At 66.5% G+C, this 19,078-nt stretch carries 17 protein-coding genes; 3 read left to right on the forward strand and 14 right to left on the reverse strand.

The window, feature by feature from the left end:
• The first annotated feature begins 4 nt into the window (after positions 1-4).
• Both glmM and WFJ17_RS13210 read left to right on the forward strand, forming a co-directional pair.
• The gene (gene glmM, locus WFJ17_RS13205) at positions 5-1,360 is read left to right on the forward strand and encodes a phosphoglucosamine mutase (protein WP_251445698.1); all 1,356 of its coding nucleotides are present in this window, start codon (positions 5-7) and stop codon (positions 1,358-1,360) included.
• A 106-nt stretch (positions 1,361-1,466) separates the two neighbouring features.
• Positions 1,467-1,847: a VanZ family protein gene (locus tag WFJ17_RS13210; protein WP_336648658.1), complete on the forward strand. Its 381-nt coding sequence runs from the start codon at positions 1,467-1,469 to the stop codon at positions 1,845-1,847.
• 33 nt (positions 1,848-1,880) lie between these two features.
• Here the strand turns inward: WFJ17_RS13210 and WFJ17_RS13215 are convergent, their stop codons facing one another.
• Positions 1,881-3,701 (reverse strand): DUF4012 domain-containing protein, encoded by a 1,821-nt coding sequence (locus WFJ17_RS13215; RefSeq protein ID WP_336648659.1) that lies wholly within the window; start codon positions 3,699-3,701, stop codon positions 1,881-1,883.
• A 101-nt stretch (positions 3,702-3,802) separates the two neighbouring features.
• A complete protein-coding gene (locus tag WFJ17_RS13220; RefSeq protein WP_336648660.1) occupies positions 3,803-4,921 on the reverse strand; it encodes an acyltransferase family protein in 1,119 nt (372 codons plus the stop codon).
• Positions 4,922-5,284: 363 nt separating this feature from the next.
• On the opposite strand from WFJ17_RS13220, the gene WFJ17_RS13225 reads away from it, so the two are divergent.
• On the forward strand, positions 5,285-6,310 hold the full coding sequence (locus tag WFJ17_RS13225; RefSeq protein WP_336648661.1) for a polysaccharide pyruvyl transferase family protein: 1,026 nt from the start codon (positions 5,285-5,287) through the stop codon (positions 6,308-6,310).
• A gap of 67 nt (positions 6,311-6,377) precedes the next feature.
• On the opposite strand, the gene WFJ17_RS13230 is transcribed toward WFJ17_RS13225, so the two are convergent.
• From WFJ17_RS13230 to WFJ17_RS13285, 12 genes are all read right to left on the reverse strand, one after another.
• Positions 6,378-7,520 carry a lipopolysaccharide biosynthesis protein gene (locus WFJ17_RS13230; RefSeq protein WP_336648662.1) on the reverse strand — a complete coding sequence of 381 codons (1,143 nt, stop codon included), beginning with the start codon at positions 7,518-7,520 and terminating at the stop codon, positions 6,378-6,380.
• Positions 7,521-7,591: 71 nt separating this feature from the next.
• Entirely contained in the window at positions 7,592-8,440 is an 849-nt protein-coding gene (locus WFJ17_RS13235; protein WP_336648663.1) for a glycosyltransferase family 2 protein, read from the reverse strand.
• The gene (locus tag WFJ17_RS13240; protein WP_336648664.1) at positions 8,437-9,747 is read right to left on the reverse strand and encodes an O-antigen ligase family protein; all 1,311 of its coding nucleotides are present in this window, start codon (positions 9,745-9,747) and stop codon (positions 8,437-8,439) included. The genes WFJ17_RS13235 and WFJ17_RS13240 overlap by 4 nt, the downstream gene beginning before the upstream one ends.
• 53 nt (positions 9,748-9,800) lie before the next feature.
• Positions 9,801-10,934, reverse strand: a complete 1,134-nt coding sequence (locus WFJ17_RS13245) for a glycosyltransferase family 4 protein (RefSeq protein WP_336648665.1) — start codon at positions 10,932-10,934, stop codon at positions 9,801-9,803.
• A 32-nt stretch (positions 10,935-10,966) separates the two neighbouring features.
• Positions 10,967-11,629 carry an acetyltransferase gene (locus WFJ17_RS13250; protein WP_336648666.1) on the reverse strand — a complete coding sequence of 221 codons (663 nt, stop codon included), beginning with the start codon at positions 11,627-11,629 and terminating at the stop codon, positions 10,967-10,969.
• Positions 11,622-12,242 (reverse strand): sugar transferase, encoded by a 621-nt coding sequence (locus WFJ17_RS13255; RefSeq protein WP_336648667.1) that lies wholly within the window; start codon positions 12,240-12,242, stop codon positions 11,622-11,624. Before WFJ17_RS13255 ends, WFJ17_RS13250 begins: the two co-directional genes overlap by 8 nt.
• Before the next feature lie 3 nt (positions 12,243-12,245).
• Positions 12,246-13,379 carry a DegT/DnrJ/EryC1/StrS family aminotransferase gene (locus tag WFJ17_RS13260; RefSeq protein WP_336648668.1) on the reverse strand — a complete coding sequence of 378 codons (1,134 nt, stop codon included), beginning with the start codon at positions 13,377-13,379 and terminating at the stop codon, positions 12,246-12,248.
• Positions 13,372-15,126: a polysaccharide biosynthesis protein gene (locus WFJ17_RS13265; protein WP_336648669.1), complete on the reverse strand. Its 1,755-nt coding sequence runs from the start codon at positions 15,124-15,126 to the stop codon at positions 13,372-13,374. The genes WFJ17_RS13260 and WFJ17_RS13265 overlap by 8 nt, the downstream gene beginning before the upstream one ends.
• Before the next feature lie 269 nt (positions 15,127-15,395).
• A complete protein-coding gene (locus tag WFJ17_RS13270) occupies positions 15,396-16,862 on the reverse strand; it encodes a polysaccharide biosynthesis tyrosine autokinase (RefSeq protein WP_336648670.1) in 1,467 nt (488 codons plus the stop codon).
• A gap of 403 nt (positions 16,863-17,265) precedes the next feature.
• Complete coding sequence (locus tag WFJ17_RS13275; protein ID WP_336648671.1) at positions 17,266-17,823, reverse strand: hypothetical protein; 558 nt, start codon at positions 17,821-17,823, stop codon at positions 17,266-17,268.
• A gap of 397 nt (positions 17,824-18,220) precedes the next feature.
• Entirely contained in the window at positions 18,221-18,394 is a 174-nt protein-coding gene (locus WFJ17_RS13280; RefSeq protein WP_336648672.1) for a hypothetical protein, read from the reverse strand.
• 42 nt (positions 18,395-18,436) lie between these two features.
• Positions 18,437-19,075 carry a hypothetical protein gene (locus WFJ17_RS13285; RefSeq protein WP_251445753.1) on the reverse strand — a complete coding sequence of 213 codons (639 nt, stop codon included), beginning with the start codon at positions 19,073-19,075 and terminating at the stop codon, positions 18,437-18,439.
• Positions 19,076-19,078: the final 3 nt, after the last annotated feature.

Raw genomic sequence — 19,078 nt, forward strand, 5'->3', positions numbered from 1 at the left:
CTCTATGGCTCTGTTCGGTACGGACGGGGTGAGGGGGCTGGCCAACGGCCCCCTCACCGCCGATATCGCGCTCACCCTGGCCCAGGCGACTGCCGTCGTCCTGGGCCAGGGCCGTATTGCCGAGGCCCGCAAGGCCGCCGGCAAGCGTCTCACCGCCGTGGTCGCCCGCGACCCGCGGATCTCGGGACACTTCCTCAGCGCCGCTGTCGAGGCGGGGCTCGCGTCGTCCGGAGTGGACGTGCTCGATGCGGGCACGCTGCCCACCCCGGCCGCAGCGTTCCTCATCGCCGACATCGACGCCGACTTCGGTGTCATGATCTCGGCGTCGCACAACCCGGCGCCGGACAACGGCATCAAGATCTTCGCCCGCGGCGGCGTGAAGCTGCCCGACGTCGTCGAAGAGCGCATCGAAGAGGCGATGAGCGGCGAGAAGCTGCGGCCGACCGGTGCCGACGTCGGCCGGGTGAGCCGGTTCTCCGACGCTGAGGACCGCTACGTCATCCACCTCCTGGCCTCGCTGCCGCATCGGCTCGACGGCATCCATGTCGTGCTCGACTGCGCGAACGGCGCGGCCTCCGGCGCTTCGCCGGAGGCGTTCCGCAACGCCGGCGCCAAGGTGACGGTGATCGGGGCGGATCCCGACGGCATCAACATCAACGACGGTGTCGGATCCACGCATCTCGACAAGCTGGCGGCCGAGGTCGTGCGCGTCGGCGCCGACGTCGGCATCGCGCACGACGGCGACGCCGACCGCTGCCTCGCGGTCGACGCGAACGGCACCGTCATCGACGGCGACCAGATCATGGCGATCCTCGCGGTCGCGATGAAGCAGCGCGGACGGCTCGCGGAGGACACCCTCGTCGCCACGGTGATGAGCAACCTCGGTCTGCACGTCGCGATGCGCGAGCACGGCATCACCGTGCGGCAGACCGCCGTCGGCGACCGCTACGTGCTCGAGGACATGAACGCCGGCGGGTACTCGCTGGGCGGCGAGCAGTCGGGGCACGTGATCATGAGCGACTTCGCCACCACGGGCGACGGCGTGCTGACCGGTCTGCACCTCGTGGCCGAGATGGCACGGCAGCGCAAGACGCTGGCAGAGCTCGCCTCGATCATGACCGTGTATCCGCAGAAGCTCGTGAACGTCAAGGACGTCGACCGCACCAGGACCGACGATGAGCACGTGCAGAAGGCCGTCCGCGCCGTCGAGGCCGAGCTCGGCGACACCGGCCGCGTGCTGCTGCGCCCCTCGGGCACCGAGCAGCTCGTGCGCGTGATGGTCGAGGCCGCCGACGAAGCGTCGGCGCACGCGCATGCCCACGCGCTCGCCGAGGTGGTGCGTGAGCGACTCGCTCTCTGAGGATCGAGGTTCCTCTTCGGACGGTACCGAAGAGCAGCAGAGGCTGCATCCCGCCGCGGATGCAGCCTCTCGCGCTCCTCTGGCCCGGGCCGCGCGGATCCTGCTGGTGCCGTACTCGATCGGGGTCCTGCTGCTCACGTGGCTGCCCGCGGCGGACGCCGGAAAGGTGACGGGTGTCGTCGCGGTCCTCGCGCAGGTCCTCGCCGCGTGGGGTGTGCCCTTCCCCGTCGCGTACACCGTGCTCGAGTTCACGGCGAACATCGCGCTCTTCGTGCCGCTCGGGCTGCTGCTGCCGATCGCCTGGCGCGGGCTGCCGACGTGGTCCGTCGTCGCGGCGGGGTGCGCGGCGAGCGTGATGATCGAGCTCGTGCAGCTGACGATGCCGAGCCGCTATTCGACGATCTCCGATGTGGTCGCCAACACCCTCGGAACCGCGGTCGGGATCGGCATCGTGCGGGCGGTCAGCAAGGCGCGGCGCACAGGCTGAGCCTGCCGATGCGCCCGGTCCGCGATAGCCGGACTACTTGCAGGCGGGCTCCACGGTCGTGGAGGTCGCCCGGGACATCGGGGTCGTCCAGATCTTGAGCGGTCCGCCCGGACCCGGGGCCGTGAACGCGACGTCCACGGTGTGCGAGTCGTTGTAGCGGTTCAGGATCTCGATCTTCACGGCGGGGCGCCCGAGATGCTCGCCCTGGCTCATCGGCGCCACAGGCTGCCCGTCGAGGGTGATGCTCGACAGGGTGCCGCCGGCCGGCCCGTAGAACACGAGGTAGCTGCTGATGTCGCTGCGGGCGAAGTAGGGACCGGTGATGTACGGCGGCAGCTTCGCAGCCTCGGCCTCGGTGAGGTTCGAGGTCAACGTCATCGAACCCTTGACCATCTGATCGGTGCGGCACGCGTCGATCTTCATGTCGAGGTAGTAGCTCTTCTTGGATCCGGTGTTGTCGTTCAGATAGACCCCGAGGACGCTCTGGTCCTTGTCGGTCGTCGGCATGATGCCGCTCATCCGGGAGGCGTCGATCAGGGTGGTCTGCTGAGGATCCGTGCTGACGTAGAGCAGGCGTCCCTCGTCGGCGGCGCGGAACAGCGCCTGGACGAGCTTCACCGGGGACGCCTTGCCGCTCGTGACGGCGGCGAGGATGGTGTCGGCGGCGGAGGCGAAGAACGCGTCCTGCTCGGGGCCGGTCGGGTAGGTGAAGTACACCTGGTTCAGCAGCAGGGGGACCGCGTTCTGGGACGTCAGCTGATCGCCCGTCGCGAGGGTCACCGGTCCCGTGGCCTCCAGGATGTAGGAGAGCGTGACGGGGTCGATCGACAGAACCGCGTCGACGGGGGTGCCGATGTCCTCCGCCCACCATGCGCGCAGGATCCGCACGGCCTCCGGGAAGTTCGGCACCATCGTGAAATCGGGGGTGTAGCGCCCGATCTTGTCGCCGAAGATGTTCACGGCCTGAGGGTCGAGGGTCGTGACCGGAACCGTTCGTCCCTGTTGCGGGAAGTCGGAGCTGCTGACGACCTTGCCCGGCGTGATCGATCCGTTCTCGACGGTGATCGGCAGGAACTGGGCCGCGTTGCCGCCGAGGCTGCGCGCCTCGGAGTTGCCCTGGAACATCAGCAGGTAGGTGCGCGGGCCCTTCGCGCCGAGGGCGTCGGGCAGCACGCCGAGCACCTCGCGGGCCGTCTTCATGGTGGGCTGCAGGGCGCTCAGCTCGGTGTCGAGCTTGCGCACGCCGTCGGCGACCGGGCCGACGAGGGCGGCCTTGTCGACCTTCCGGAGGTCGGCGGTGGCCTTCTGGATCCCCTTGTCGACGGAATCGAAGGTGGTCGCGAGCGTGATCAGAGCGGCCGGATCGATGCGCCCGTTCGAGATGTTGAGGTCGCTGAGCTTCACGCTCGCCGCCGGGGTGACGACATCGGTCGCGAGGCCATCGGTCACCTCGGCGACAGTGCGCACCGCGGAGAGGTTGGAGCCGACGACCGGGAGCGACTCGGCGAAGCCCCACTGCCAGCCCTTGGTCGCGGCGACCGCGGCCGTGGTGTGCTCGGAGACCGTGCGGGCGCTCTTCGCCGCGGTGTCGAGGTCGCCGACGAGCACCGCCTTCTGCACCTGCTGCACGCCGGTCATCGCGGCCTCGAGCTGCCCGCGCGCGGACAGGGCCTGGTCGTAGACGTGCTTGCCGATGATGCCGCCGCCGACAGCCAGCACAATGATGACCGCGAACACGCCTCCGACGATCCACGGCCAGATCCGGCGCTTGCGGCGGTCGGATCCGTCCTGCTCCGTCTTCCGTGACGCGTCGCGTCTGCGGTGTTCCCGGCGCGAGGAAGGCGTGCTCATCATGTGTCCATCCAATCAGGGGCGAGCCTGTGAAAAGGCCCGTGGTGCGGGGTGCGAGCGCCGTGCCGAGGACCTCCGGATGCAGTCCGACCTGCGCAACGAAGTCACGTCGTCCAGCGCAGGGCGAAGCGATCCATCGTGCGCTGGACCGAGTCGAACGGCCGCCGAAGCATCCCGAACCCGCGGTACAAAAAGCTCTTCCCCTTGACCTCAACGCACCAATGCAGAAGCCATGCTGCGATCATGAGCCCGATCAGCATCAACGGATAGACGAGCCAGAGGTCGCTGGCCGTTCCCAGTTGCTGCAGGACCGTGTATCCGATATGCGCGTGCAGCAGGTATATCGGATAGGTCAGGTCGCTGACCGGCCGAGAGAGCGGGATCGTGAGGGTTCCGACGCGGGGAATCCAGAGGAGGCACAATGCCACGTAGAAGCCGGCGATGAGCCCGAATACGACGACGGGTGATGCGCGGAAGACGTGCGCATCGTTGAAGTCGATCAGATTCCGTCCTACGAAGGTGAAGGCTGTGATCATCGCCGCGCTCAGGCCGAGCGCCCGGAGCAGGCTGAATCCGCGCCTCCGGATCGTTGCGATGATCGCTCCGGACGCGAAGAACGCGTAATAGCCGCCAAGGTAGGGGAGGGACGACACATGAGGCGCGAACATCAGGACCAGGAGCATGAGAACGGCCCACACGGGGAACACTGAATCGAGGTGTCGGCCCTGCCCGAGCAGCAGGATGACCAGGACGAGCAGATAGAAGGTGAGCTCGATGGTAAGGGTCCAATACACGCCGTCGACGGCAGGCTGCTTGAAGAGAGAAGGGACCATCGTGAGATTCGCCAGGAACTGTCCAACGGAGACGTGCAGCTCAGTCGTGCCCCACGCATTAACGACAACCGTTGTCGCCAACATTGCAGCCCAATAGGCGGGAAACAGGCGGACACCGCGGCTCACCACAAATTGGCCGGAACTCTTACCTCTTGCCGATTCGGCGATTACGAAGCCGCTGATCAAGAAGAACAGGTGAACCCCATACAGGCCGTAGACGGCAATCGGTGCCAACGGTGTGAAAGGCACGCTGTCGATCTTGCCATTACTGATTCCGTTGAACAGCCAGTGGAAGCAAACGACCATGAGGGCGGCGACGAATCGCAGCACGTCCAATAGTTCAAGGCGGCGATGCCTGGCCGGCTCGCCCGACACGAGTGGCTCTGCCATCCGCCGTCCTCCGCTCGTTACCCATCCAGGCGTGACGTGTCGAGCCGATGAAGGCGAGATGGTCACGGTGTTGCAGCGGCCAGTCGGGGCAGGTGTCCCGCCTCAAACAAGTCGAGCAGCCATGCTGCATCGCGACACCAAGTCCTTGGAGCTGACTGCTGGTCGCGCGATGCTGCGGTCGTGCTGACGCGTACTGGCATATCAGGATAACGCGCTAGCCTGGTCAGGGAAAACGCGGAGATTCGATGGGGCAACGCTTCTCCTGGAAGCCTGCCGGGATGTGGCATCGCTCTGAGGGCCAAGAGGCCTGAAGGTAGCCGGCTAGTCAGGCTGTAACTACCCTTGATCCAAGCAAGGCAGGTAATGAGACGCATCAACGCCATCGGCTATTACGGATGGGACAACTTCGGCGATGAGTTGTTTCGTGCGGCGATCCAACGGAATCGTGAGCTCCTCTGGGGGCCGGGTGCCCGAGTGAGGTCCTTCATCACGCCCGTGCCCGCGCTACATCAGAACCTGGGAGTACTGGGCCGTGCCACGCGACTGATCGAGGCGATCATCGGGGCAGTGTGGTGCGACACGATTGCCCTCTGTGGGGGCTCAGTGCTCGAAGACGTCAGGGGGACTCAACGCACTCGGAGCGGCGCGTTCCGGAAGCGGAGGTCGATCGAGGGCATAGGCATCTCGCTCGGTCCGTGGGCGACGCCGGCTGCGAAAGAGCGCGTTCGCGACTACGTCGCAAAGATGGACCGCGTCGTTGTCCGGGACATCGCCTCTCGAGGCCGCATCGGAACGGACGTGACCGTAGGCGGCGACCTCGCCGCCCTCTATCCAATGCCCATCGTGCCGGCGTCGCAGCGTGAGTACCTGACGATCTGCGTCTCGAACGACTCCAAGGAGTCGGTCGATGACGTCGTTGAGTTCTTCTCCCGTCTGCTACCCAGTGTGGACATGCCCGTCAAGCTTCTCGCGCTCAATGTGCGCCCGAGGCTTGGCGACGTGGAGTTCGCCCAAGAAATTCATCGTCGGCTGAACGCGTATCATCCCGACATCGAACTTCATCGGTACGAGACGATTGATCAGACCATCGCTCTCATCGCTTCTTCGCAGGCGGTGTGGTCACAGCGTTTGCACGGCCTGATTGTCGCCTACTTGTGCGACGTTCCGATTCTTGCTCTCAGTCATCACCGCAAGATCTCGGATTTCTCCGCCCATATCGGCCTCCCCGCCCGGTTTCTATGCGAGTCGCTCGTCTTCGATGAAGCGATCGGCCTTGCCGCACGCGAATCCCTGACAGGTATCCGAGCCTGGGCGATTACGCCCTCCGAGTACAAAGAAGCTACGAGGGCGGCTTTCGACATGACGAGGGCGCCCGTCATGCGGGAGTAGGTCTTGCGATGAAGCCGTCGCCCGAAGATCGCTTACGCGTCGTCTGGGCGCGGGGCTCCGCGTGCTGTCAGGCTCGCACTCTCTGCACCGCATGTCCGAATCGTTCCGCCAGGAACAGCACGCACGAGAATCGGGTCCACGCGGAGGTCGCCGCGACCGCAAGCGCAATCAGTAGAGGATCGACACCGAGCGCTGCCAGCGCTATGCCGGCGGCAACACCAAGAACGATGGTTCCGGCCCAGATCCATGCCTGCCCGACGAAACGGTTGAACACATTGAGAGTCGTGCTGTAGATGTAAGAAGGCGCCAGCGGCACGGCCGCGACACTCAGCAACCCCAGCTCCGCATACGACATCACGAACTCGGGCCCATACATGGCTCGGATGACCGCTCCGCCAAGCAAGACGACTGGCACTGCGCCGGCGATGCCGACAAGTGCGCATACGATCGCCATACGTCGAGACCGCCGAAGCAGAGCGTTTGAGCCTTCAGCTTCGAAGGTGTGTCTAAACGGTGTGATCAGCACGTTCTTCAGGATCGCCCCGCTCAGGTTGGCGAACGTCAGGACGTAGGAAGCAACCGCGTATATTCCCACGCGGGATTCTTCGGCGATCTTGGACAAGATGAGTACAGGGAGGTACGTCGACGCGGATGCCAGAGCCTCGGCGAGCATGACCGGGAATCCTGCGCGAATGATCTCGCCGTACCCGCGTTCGCGTGGCACCGACACGGGCGCTGCATCTCGGGCCAGCCACCAAGCAGTGAGCGCGACACCGAACGAGACCACCGCGGATCCCAGCACGGCCAGGGCGACCGACCGGGTAAGCCAGATGAGAACCAAAGCGAGCACGACCGTCATCCCGCTGTTCAGGAGGTTGAGCACGCCAAGCGTCAGCAGACGGCCAACCCGCTGCAACCTAGCCTGGAGCAGGTCGAACCAGAGGTCGGCGGCCTTGAGGATTAGGACACTGATCCAGAGTGCGGCGTCATCAGCATGGGTGACGCCGAAATAGGGAGCGAGGAAGGCCCACGCCGCTGCGATGCCGCAGAGCCGCAACGACAGGTAGGACCACCACGGGAACTCCTGGCGCAGGCTCAGATAGACGGTTCGGAGGCCGAACTGGGCAAGCGCGAAAACAGGCGTCGCGATCGAAAGGACCAGCGTATAGGTGCCGACAGCTGCGGCGCCTCCTCCAAGGCGTGCGAACATCCAGACCAGCAGCCACTGAGAGACCGCCCAACTCAGCGAGCCGAGGGTGAACAGTGGAACGCCGAGGCGCCTCAACGGTCACGCGCAATCTTGCGCAGGGCAATCCTCACCAGACGAGTGGCAGAACGAACGGTAGAGAAGCCGATACCGGCTGCCATCTCGGTTCGTGTGAGTGCTCCAGCACGTCTGGCGCCGACGTACGCGAAGTACTCTCCGGCGATCATCCGGAATGTGTGTGAGGACAGGCCGCTGGCGCCATACGCAGGCTTGAAGATTCCGGTTAGCGATTGGTCCACCATGAGGGCCGAGTGCCCCTTGCCGGTGACAGTAAGCCAGAGCTGGTAGTCCTCGGAGAACTTTCGTCCTTCAGCGAACCTCTCCGAAAGTTGCCGTCGCGCGATAACGCTTGGCGTCGACATTCGGTTCTTGATGAGCAAGTCCCTTTTGCGGACCCAATGGCTTGAGACCGGGGTCGTCGGCGTGATCGTGGAGAGCTCCTCCCAGCTGTTCACGGTGACGGTGACACAAGCGATCAAGTCTGGTCGCGGAGCACTCGCACTCGCGGCCGCCATCTGAATCTCGAGTTTCCTGGGGTGCCAGGCATCATCGCTGTCGAGGAATGCAACCCACTCGCCTACGGCCGTGTCCCATCCCACGTTGCGTGCATTGGCGGGCCCCTGATTCACTTCAAGGCTGATCAACCGAACGTTCGCGAACTTCTCCGCGGTGGCACGCGCCGCGGCTCGCTCCGGAGCGGCCGACCGGTCATCGACGACGATGACCTCGGTGACGGGCAGCGACTGCATAGCGACGGATTCCAGCGCCCGGACAAGAGTCTGGGATGAGTTGTAGTGCGGGATCACCACACTGATCGATGGCGCCGTCCCGTCTGAGTGCGTCTCTTTGGATGGCTCGCTCATGCGGGACCCGACCCGCGCGAAAGATCCCGGAAAGCCGGAGCGCCCCCATCCGACAGGGCGGGCTCGAAGAGGCGGTGAGACGGATCTGCGCCCGTGGAGTTCCTTGCCCGGTCGAGCACCAGGAAGATGAGAATCCCGAGGAAAAGCCAGAACATCCGTGCGTTGTTGAGAGACAGCGAAAAGGATCCGGCAAGAAAAGTGATCACCATGTTGCGGACGACGAGGATGTCGCCGACTGTGCTCCGCTCTCGCATCGAGGCGCGAAGGAGGAGGCTGGCCAGCCACCCGAAGAAGAGGACGCCAAGCGGCAGACCCCACTCGGCCGCGATCTGAATGTAGGTGTTGTGTGCGACGGTGGCTTCTCCGAACATGGCCTCGTTGACCGCTTGGTAGGTGCCAAGGCCGACGCCGACCCAGGGTGACGTTCCGATCATCGCCAAGCCGGAGCCCCACGCATCTCCGCGGGCAGAGCCGCTCTCGGAGATCGCTCCGGACGGGTCTTCGACAAGGATGGAGATTCGACTCAGCTGAGGGAAGGTCGTGGAACCTTCGGAGATGGCTTGGGCTACCACGGTCATTATCGGTTGCCACAGCAAAGCAAGGGCGACTACGGCCATCAGAAGGAACACGTTGAAACCGACGCTGCCCTCTGACCGTCGCATGCGTTCGAATATCAAGACCACCGCCAGCACGGCGAGCGTGATGAGCCCAGTCTTAGAACCCGACAGGAGTATCGACGCCATAAGGCACAAGACCATACCGAAGCGGGCCCATTTTCTGAGCCCTCGATCCCAGATCACGAATGCGATGGCTGAGGCGGCGAGGACAGCCCAATAGTTTGGGTCAACCATGAAACCGCGAAAGCGGAACCCTGCGTAGTACATCGAGTCCGGCAGGAACCGGCCGCCGAACTCAGCCACGACGCTCAGCAGAGCCACAAGCGATGCTCCGATCGCATACCAGCGAAGCGCCGAGATATGCACGCCGAGCCGCGCGATGCCCACTCCGCAGATGATGTAGAGGAGCGCGACCACTAGTTTGACCAGATCCGACAGCGTGGAGAGATCTGGATAGACCCCGAATAGGCCCGGCGTCACGAACATCGCAGTGATTCCCGAAACGACGACGACGAGGAAGAAGAAGAGGAGGACGAAAACCGGTATGATGAGCTGCCGCATCGCAGCGAGCAGGAGGAGCACCAGCGCCATCAGGGGATCTGCCAGGGAGAGGTTGAGCCCTGCGACGCGTGCAGAGTGATTCAGAAGCAGCGCCATGGTGCAGATCACGACGAGGATCGCCTTCGGCACGGGGGCTACCGTACTGTTGATGCTCTTGTCGGCGGACAGGCTGCGCGGATTGATCATCGCGCTCCCGTGATCGATGCACTGCCGGTGGCTCTCAGCTGACGGGCGACGATCTGCTCCTTGGCCCCCCAGACGGTGTGAGGGTGGAACTCTGCCACCACACGCGCTCTCGCCGCGCGTCCCATCCGCTGCCGTGTCTCGGGCTGCCGGAGACGCTCAATTGCATCGACCAACCGGCCTACGTTCCCGACGGGGATAATCGCTCCTGTCGCGCCGTCGATGACTGCGTCAACGCAGCCGGTTGCATCCGAGACGATCGCCGGCACCTCCATAGCAGCAGCTTCGAGAACCACATTGGGGAAGCCCTCGCGAAGACTCATCAGGACAAGCATGTCAAACGCGGCGAGGTACGGCCGCACGTCCTCGATCTCGCCTGTCCGGTGCACAGGCAGAGAATCATGCGTGGGTAGACGAGTTCCCTCATCGCCGCCGACCAGCAACACCCGCACTTCGGTACCCTTGGCTCGCAGTTGCTCGGCGGCATTCAGCAGCACGTCGACGCCTTTGTCCGGATGCAGTCGGCCGATGTAGCCAATGGTCACCCCGGGGTTCCGCTCGAGGAATTGTGCGGTGCCCGCATCAAGCTCTGAGCGTGCTGCATCCGGCGAGAAGCGCGCGGAGTCGACCCCGTGTGACGAGCCAGCGGCAGGAGCGGTGATCCGCTCGGGCGACGTGATTCCGAGGGCGACGGCCTGCCGCGCGAGGCTCTCGCTGTTGGCGATGATCGATGTCGAACTCGACGCGATGATCCGCTCGATCAGCCGGAAGACCTTTCGCCCGGCGCCAGTCGCAGTCTCGAATCGAATGCCCCAGAGCTCGTAGATACGCACAGGAACACGGAGCAGTCGGGCTGCCACCGATGCGAGCATGCTCGCCTTGGGTGTTGCGTAGACCACGACGTCAGGGCGGACGCGACGCATGAGTAGGACCATCTTCCACAGGCTGCGGAGGTCGCGAATTGGAGACGGATCCCGACGCATCGGGAGGGAGTGCGCTTCGACGCCTTGTTGCGCCAGCACGTCCGCGATCTCGCTCACATCGTCGGCCACCAGCGTCACGGCATAGCCCTGCTCGGCGAGGAACCCCGCGTACCCACGCATGAAGAGACGCGCAGTGATGGCGGCGGTCACGACCACCATGATCGTGGGGCGCTTGGCCGATGTCACGACGCCGCTCCCACCACGCGCGCGGGCACCCCGACCATCACGGATCCCGCTGCGACGTCCTTCGTCACGCAGGCGCTGGCGCCGACCGTGGCGCCCTCGCCGACGCTCAGGCCCTGGAGCACGGTGGCTCCGGCGCCGATGAGCGTGCGCGCGCCGACGGTCACCTCGCCCGAGACGATCGCACCCGGGTTCACCGAGACGAAGTCCTCGAGCACGGAGTCGTGGCCGATGATCGCGCCGGGATTGACGTGTGCATGACGGCCCAGGCGCACGTTCGTCGAGATCTGGGCGCCGCCGCACACCACCGCACCCGGGGAGATCCGCACCCGGGTGCCGACGACCGCAGCAGGGTGCACGAGCACGGCCGGTCGCGCACCCCAGGCTTCGGCCTTCTCGGCGATGCGGGCGCGCACGGCGGGGGATCCGATCCCCACCACGTAGTGCGCGCCGTCCAGGAGCTTGCGATTGCCCTCCGCGTCGCCGAGCATGCGGATCCCGCGGTCGTGAAGGCGCTCGACCTGGATCTCGGCCGGGGCGTCGTCGATGACGCCGATGACATCCCAGAGCGGCTCCCCGTTCGCGGCGTTGATCGCCGCGATGACGTCGAGGGTCTCCCGCCCGAATCCGCCGGCGCCGATGACGATGATGCCGTCAGCCACTCGCTTCTCCGAACTTCGTCATGGTCGCCTGACCCTCTGCCGAGATGCCCTCGCGGACGATCACGGCCCGGAGGGTGGCGAGGATGATGCGGGCGTCGAGCCCCAGGCTCCGATTGTCCACGTACTCGACGTCGAGGGCGAACTTGTCCTCCCAGGAGAGGGCGTTGCGGCCGTTGGCCTGCGCGAGGCCGGTGATGCCGGGACGCACCTCATGACGTCGCGCCTGCTGCGGGGTGTACCGCGGCAGATACTCCACCAGCAGCGGTCGCGGGCCGACGATGCTCATGTCGCCACGGAGCACGTTCCACAGCGAGGGCAGCTCGTCGAGACTCGTGGCGCGCAGCGCCCGGCCGAACGACGTCAGCCGGTCCGCGTCGCTGACGAGCCCGCGGGCCTCGTCGACGTCGCGCATCGACCGGAACTTGCGCAGCAGGAAGACCCGGCCGTCCCGACCAGGGCGGGGTTGCACGAACAGCACGGGCCGCCCGAGTCGCAGCGCGACCGTGATCGCCACGAGGGCGATCACGGGGGAGAGGAGCACGAGCGCCGCGGCGGACGCGACGATGTCGAGGAGCCGTTTGATCGAATCGTACGGCTGTGCGGTTCCGGCCACGGCTCAGCGTCCGCCGAGGAACGCGGTGATGCCGTCGACCACTCGCGCGCGCTGCGGCGCGGTCAACGCCGAGCCGCTGGGCAGAGTGAGTCCCTGCGCGAAGAGTCTCTCGGATGCGCCGTTGATCACGCCGCGGTGGTGTGCGAACACCGGCTGCTTGTGCATCGGCTTCCACAGCGGACGGCTCTCGATGTCATCGGCCGCGAGGGCGGCGGACAGCTCGGCGGGAGCCCAGCCGGTGCGCGATTCGTCGACCACGATCGACGTCAGCCAGACGTTGTCGCCCTCGTCCCCCTCGGCGCCGAAGACCTCGACGCCGTCGACGGCGCCGAACAGCTGCTTGTACAGGTCCCGCATCTCACGGCGGCGGGCGATCATGGTGTCCAGCCGGGACAGCTGCGCGCGGCCGAGCGCCGCGAGCAGGTTGCTCATGCGGTAGTTGTAGCCGACGTCGGTGTGCTCGTAGTGCACGACCGGCTGGCGCGCCTGGGTGGCCAGATACCGCACGTGCTGCGCGATGCCGGCGTCGTCGGTGAGCAGCATGCCGCCACCCGACGTGGTCATGATCTTGTTCCCGTTGAACGAGACCGCCGACGCGCGGCCGAAACCGCCCGCCGCCCGCCCCGCGTGCGTCGCGCCCAGCGATTCCGCCGCGTCGGCGAGCACGGGCACGTCGAACTCGTCTGCGATCGCGAGGATCGCGGTGTAGTCCACGGCCTTGCCGAGCAGGTCCACCGGGACGATCGCGGCGACGTGCTCTCCGCCGTCGCGCAGCGCGGTGAGCGCCTCGCGCAGCAGATCCGGATCCATGTTGCCGGTTGCGGGATCGGCGTCGACGAAGAAGGGCTCCGCGCCGGTGTAGACGATCGCATTGGTGGTGGCGGCGAAGGTCATCGTCGAGGTCACCACGATGTCGCCGGGCTTCACGCCGAGCGCCAGCAGGCCGAGGTGCAGAGCCGCCGTCCCAGAGCTCAGCGCGACGCCGTGCGCCACGCCCACCCGGTCGGCGAGCTCGCGCTCGAACGCGTCGACGTCGGGGCCGAGCGGCGCGATCCATCCGGACCGGATGGCGGAGATGATCGACTGCTCCTCCAGCTCCGTGACATCGGGGGAGGACATGTAGATCCGCTCAGGCATTCGAGAACTCCTCCTGCACGCGGGCCATGACCGCGGTGTCGTTGTCGCGCGGCACGGCGATCATGCGTGCTTCCCAGCCGGCCTTGTCGAGGCGCTCCGGGCTGATCGAGTCCGCATGCGCGTGGGAGATCTGCGGGTGGAACGGTCGCTCCAGGTGCTCCCGGTCGCCCACGAGCTCCTCGTGCAGCTTCTCCCCGGCGCGCAGGCCGGTGTAGACGATGTCGACGTCCTTGCCGCTCATCGCGATCATGCGCTTGGCCACCTCGAGGATCGAGACGGGCTCGCCCATGTCGAGGATCAGCACCTCTCCCGCGCGGCCGATGCCTCCGGCCTGGATCACCAGCTGGCAGGCCTCCGGGATCGTCATGAAGTAGCGGGTGGCCTCGGGATGCGTGACCGTGATCGGCCGGCCCTCGGCGATCAGCCGCTGGAACGTGGGGAGCATCGATCCGCGGCTGCCGATCACGTTCCCGAAACGCACCGAGAGGTACTGCATCCCGGTCTGCTCTCCGGCCCACGCCGTGAGCTTCTCCGCCACGCGCTTCGAGTGGCCCAGCACGCTGGTCGGGTTCGCGGCCTTGTCCGTCGAGACGTTGACGAAGTGGCTCACGCCGACCCGGCGGGCCGCCTGCAGCACGTTGAGCGAACCGAGCACGTTGGTCTTCCACGCCTCGTCGGGATACTGCTCCAGCATGGGCAGGTGCTTGAGGGCCGCCGCGTGGAACACGACCTCGGGCCTGCGGTCGTCGAAGATCGCGTTCAGCACCGCGGCGTCGCGGATGTCGGCGAGCACGACCTCCTTGGTGTCGAGCAGGCCGTTGCCCGCCGTGCCGAGCTGCGCCGTCTGCAGGCCGGTCTCGTCGCGGTCCAGCATGATCAGCTCGCTGGGCCCGAAAGAGGCCAGCTGCCGGCAGAGCTCGGATCCGATGGATCCGCCCGCACCCGTGACGAGCACCCGCTTCCCGGTGATGTATCCCGCGACGAGCTCCACGTTGGTGTCGACCGGGTGCCGGCCGATGAGGTCCTCGATCTCGATGTCGCGGACGTCCACGGTCGTGCGCGCGTCGAGCAGGAAGTCGGTGACCGTCGGCGTCACGGACACCCGCATGCCCTCCGCGTCGGCGGCGTCGCTGAGCTTGCGCAGCAGCACGCTGTCCGCGTTGCCGAGCGCGATCACCAGGCGCGTGGCGCACGTCTGCCGTGCGATCTCCGCCAGCTCGTCGGTCGAGCCCAGCACGGGCACGCCCCGCAGCGTCAGGTTCTTCTTCAGCGGGTCGTCGTCGATGAGGCCGACGGGACGGATCGGCGAAGCCGGATCGGTGGTGATCCCGTGCAGGAGCCGCTCGCCGAGGTAGCCGGCGCCGACGATGAGGGCGCGCTCGGCGGTGTGGCCCGGCTTGCGCGTGCGCTCGATCTTCAGGCGGATGAGGTACCGCGCCCCGAACATGAGCAGCAGGGCGAAGGGACCCGCCAGAAGCATGGTTCCGCGCGGCACGCCGATCGCGTTCCCGAACGGAACGACCAGGAGCGAGAGGGCGGCGGCGATGCCGAGGACGATCGCCGCCAGGGCGCGCACGACCTCGAACGAGCCGAACGCGTAGCGTCCGCGGTAGAGCGCGATCGAGTACCCGATCATCAGCTGTATCGCGGCGGCCGCGGCGCCGAGCAGGAGCGTGGAGGCCCACACGCCGAACGACAGGGTGAAGTCCAGCCGAAGGGCGACGGCCAGGATGCGCCGAAGATCCACGCGAAGGCATCGAAGGCCGCCATCGCGGCACGCCGTTGCCGCTTCGGTGCGGATGTACGGTTCTCCCTGTTCCTGGCAGCATCAAGCGTGTCTGAAGTCACCATTTCACCTATCCCGCACGCCGCCGACCGCCCCGTGACCCGGTGCCCCCCGTCGCTCGCTGCGTGCAAGCAACATTCTGGCATACTGAGATCCCACTGGGACCGGTATATGAACGGGCTGGACGGATTGTTACGTCAGCGCGACAGAGACGGATCCGCCCGGGGCGCTCAGGCCGTCGGCGAGCCGGCTCGGCGCGGCCCGGAGGCCGGCGTGAACGCCTGCGTCTGGCCGTCCTCCGCGGTGTAGTAGTCGCCGTGGTACTGGTAGCCGAAGTAGGCGGCGCCCTGGCCGCGCAGCGGCACCCGGTTCAGCACGATGCCGAGCGTGCGGGCGCCGACGCGCTCCAGGTTGCCGAGCGCCCTGCCGAGCACGTCGTACCTGGTGCGTCCGACCGTGCTGACCACGATGGCTCCGTCGGCGCTGTGCGCGAGCACGGCGGCGTCCGTGACCGGGATGAGCGGAGGGCTGTCGATCACGACGACGGCTTCGCGCGCGATCGTGTGCAGCAGGTCCCGCATGCGGGTCGATCCGAGCATCTCGCTGGGGTTCGGCGGAAGCTTGCCGGCGCACACGACGAGCAGCTTCCCGTCGCCGAAGCGATGGGCGACGTCGGCGATCGATGCCCGGCCGGCGAGGACGTCGGAGACCCCCGCCCCGGCGGGCACGCCGAACACCGTGTGCTGCACGGGCCGGCGCAGGTCGGCGTCGATCAGGACGACCGGCTGACCGCTGGCGGCGAGCGTGACCGCGAGGTTCGCGGCGACGAGCGACTTCCCGTCTCCGGGCAGCGGGCTCGTCACGACGACGATGCGGGGCGGGTCGTCGACATCCATGTACTGCAGGTTGGTGCGCAGCTCGCGGAACGCCTCCGACACCGTGAAGAGGTGGGGGTTGCTGCTCGCGCTGCTCACGGCCCCGGACTCCGGCAGCAGCCGATCGCCGTCGGCGAAGGCCGGCTCCTCGGGGATCGTGCCCACCACGGAGATCCCGGTCTCGCGCTCGGTCTGCTCGACCGAGCGGATCCGCTGGTCGAGGGTGTGCCGCAGCAGTCCGTAGCTGATCGCGACCGCAAGGCCGAGAAGGCCTCCCAGCACCAGTGCGAGGGCGGTGTTCGGCGACGAGGGACGCTCGGGCAGCAGCGCCGAGTCGAGCCGGCTGAGGAAGACGGCTCCCTTCGTCTGCGGCGAGCCCGACTCGACGCGGTTGATCTCCGAGCCCATCGACGTCACCCATGCCTCGGCGATGTCGCGCGCCTTCTCCGGCGTGCTCGCGTTCGCCGTCACCGACAGGGTCTGCGTGTCGACGGCGCTGGTCACGCGCACCTGCTTCACGAGGTCGGCGGGGGAGACCTTGAGGTTGAGCGCCTCGATCACGCCTTCGGCCACGGAGCGGGACTCTCCCAGGGCGGCATAGGTCTTCACGCGTCCGGTGACCAGCGTGTTGACGGAAGCGGCCGTGCCCGCCTGATTCGCGAAGTAGTCGGCGTTCGCCTGCACGATGGCGGTGGAGTCGGCCGAGTAGACCTTGGGCTGGATCAGCGTCCAACCGAACGCGGCGACGACCCCGACGACGGTGATGAGGACGATCCCGAGCCAGTGGGCTCGAACGACACGCAGATACTCGCGCAGATCCATGCGGACGGCTTTCCCCCTACTTCGCCCTCGAGGGCGACTCTCACCGCGGGCCTATCGAGCCTACCTGAACTGGGATATTGGTGTTACTGGTTGTCCGTCGTGTGACGGCCCGTGCCCATCCGGCCATACCCGAGAACTTGCGGCGGCGGACGCGAAGCCGCCCCGCCGTCCGATGACGGCGGGGCGGCTTCCTCATTGCCGGGAGTCGTTCGCGCTCGCCAAGCTGAGTGAGGCGATGCGATCTGGGCCACGACTAGTTCTGAGCGATGAAGATTCCGGGACTCGTTTCCACGGCGGTGCTCGAAGGTGCCAGCGGCGTGGTCCCGGGAACGTCCGTGCTCGGGTTGGGGGTGGGGTCGGGATTCGTCATGATGGGCTCCTGATCGGTGGTGAGGTGTCGAGACTAGGCCGTGACGGGACCGCGGACGAAGGAGTAGGAGGTTCCGTCCACGATCACGCTGCGCCGGATATACGACGTGATCTGGCTGCACTGCCACCCGATGTCGGCCGTCCACTTCGGACGCCCGTTGGCGACCTGCACGTCCGACTGCGGGTTTCCGTTGTTGTCGACGTAGCCGTTGGTGCTGTGCTTGTAGGTCCACGTGCCGGAGTAGGTGGCTTTGTAGGCGTAGAAGCCGCTGGCCGGTGCCGATCCGTCATCCCCGGGACTGCGCACGAGGTTGTTCCAGCCGGTGCCGGAGCCGTTGATGAAGGTGAGATCGCTCCGGGACAGGTAGACGATCATCGTCGCGCCCGAGATCACGGCTGCCGACCCCGCGAAGATCCAGATACCCCGATCGGAGCTGGAGCCCGTGACGAAGCCGGAGCCCTGTGTGCCGTCGAGAGAGTAGGTGCTGCCGATGAAGCAGTTCCGTTCGACCGTCACCCAGCCGTTGAGGCCTTTCGCCGGCACGGTGTTGGACGCGGCGTACGCGGGCGCGGCGGCTGCGAGAGCGATCATGGGCGCGGCCCAAGCGGCGCCCTTCATCAGAGTGCGGCGCGAAACCCCGCGCGATTCGTAGGCACGTCGAACGTCGGTGTCATTTGTCATGTGTGAAGCTCCCCAGTAGCTTTTCTCGTCATGCCCGAGGGCGCGACGTATCACACGACGCCTCCCCAGGCGGCTGAAATCGTCCGTGCGATATCCCAGTCAGAACACGAACCCTCTGACTCTTCCACCGACGGCCCGGAGTGTCAAATGCCCGCCCTCTGGAGGGGTCGTCGGGGCGGTCGGCAGGAACGGCAGAGTCGCCCCCACCGTCGCAGGGCGGGGGCGACTCTGATGTCGGTCGCGGAATGCGTGGCTCTCGGCTCGCGTGACCAGGACTCCTGGGATACTCTCCTGTCGAGCCGAGGGACTAGATCTGGGCGACGAAGATTCCGCTGTCGGCGCTCGTGTCGTCCGATTGCGTGCTCCGCTCAGCGGGTGCCTGCTCCGTCGACGCGGTCTCGGGTGAATCCGTGCTCTGATCGGGCGCGGCACTCGGATCGGGCGCGGCACTCGGATCGGGCGAGGTGGTGTTGTCAGTCATGTCTGGCTCCTGAATCGTTGCTGGATGAGAAGTGGTCGGCGACTAGGCGCCGACGGGGCCGCGGACGAAGCTGTAGGAAGATCCGTCCACGGTCACGGTGCGCCGCGCGTAGGCGCTGAGCGAGGGACAGCTTTGCCCCAAGCTGGCGGTCCACTTCGGCTGGGAGTCCGCCACCCACACTTGAGTCTGCGGGTCGCCGTTGTTGTCGACGAAGTTGCCCGTGTGATAGGTCCAGGTACCGGTATAGGTGGTCTTGTAGGCGTAGTAGCCACTGGCGGGAGACGATCCGTCATCCCCGCTGCTCCGCACCAGGTTCGACCAACCCGAACCCGAACTGTTCGTGAAGGTCAGGTTCGACTTGTTGATGTAGAAGATGATCGTCGCGCCCGAGATCACGGGGGCGGGTGTGTTCCCCGCGAACAGCCAGATGCCCCTGTCGTTGGTGCCGCCATTCGTGAAGGACCCGGTCCCGTCGATGACGAAGGTGTTGTTGTCGCAGTTGCGCCTGAGTTCCACCCAGCCGTTGAGGCCCTTCGGCGGCACCTTGCCCGAGGCGGCATAGGCCGGTGCGGCCACAGCGGCGATGAGCAGCGGAGCCGACCACGCGGCCCCCTTCATCACGGTGCGGCGTGAGATCCCGGCCTGATTCCGGGTACTCCGAACGTCGTTCATATCGGTCATAGC

Source organism: Microbacterium sp. MMO-10 (genome assembly GCF_037148715.1).
Lineage (GTDB): Bacteria > Actinomycetota > Actinomycetes > Actinomycetales > Microbacteriaceae > Microbacterium.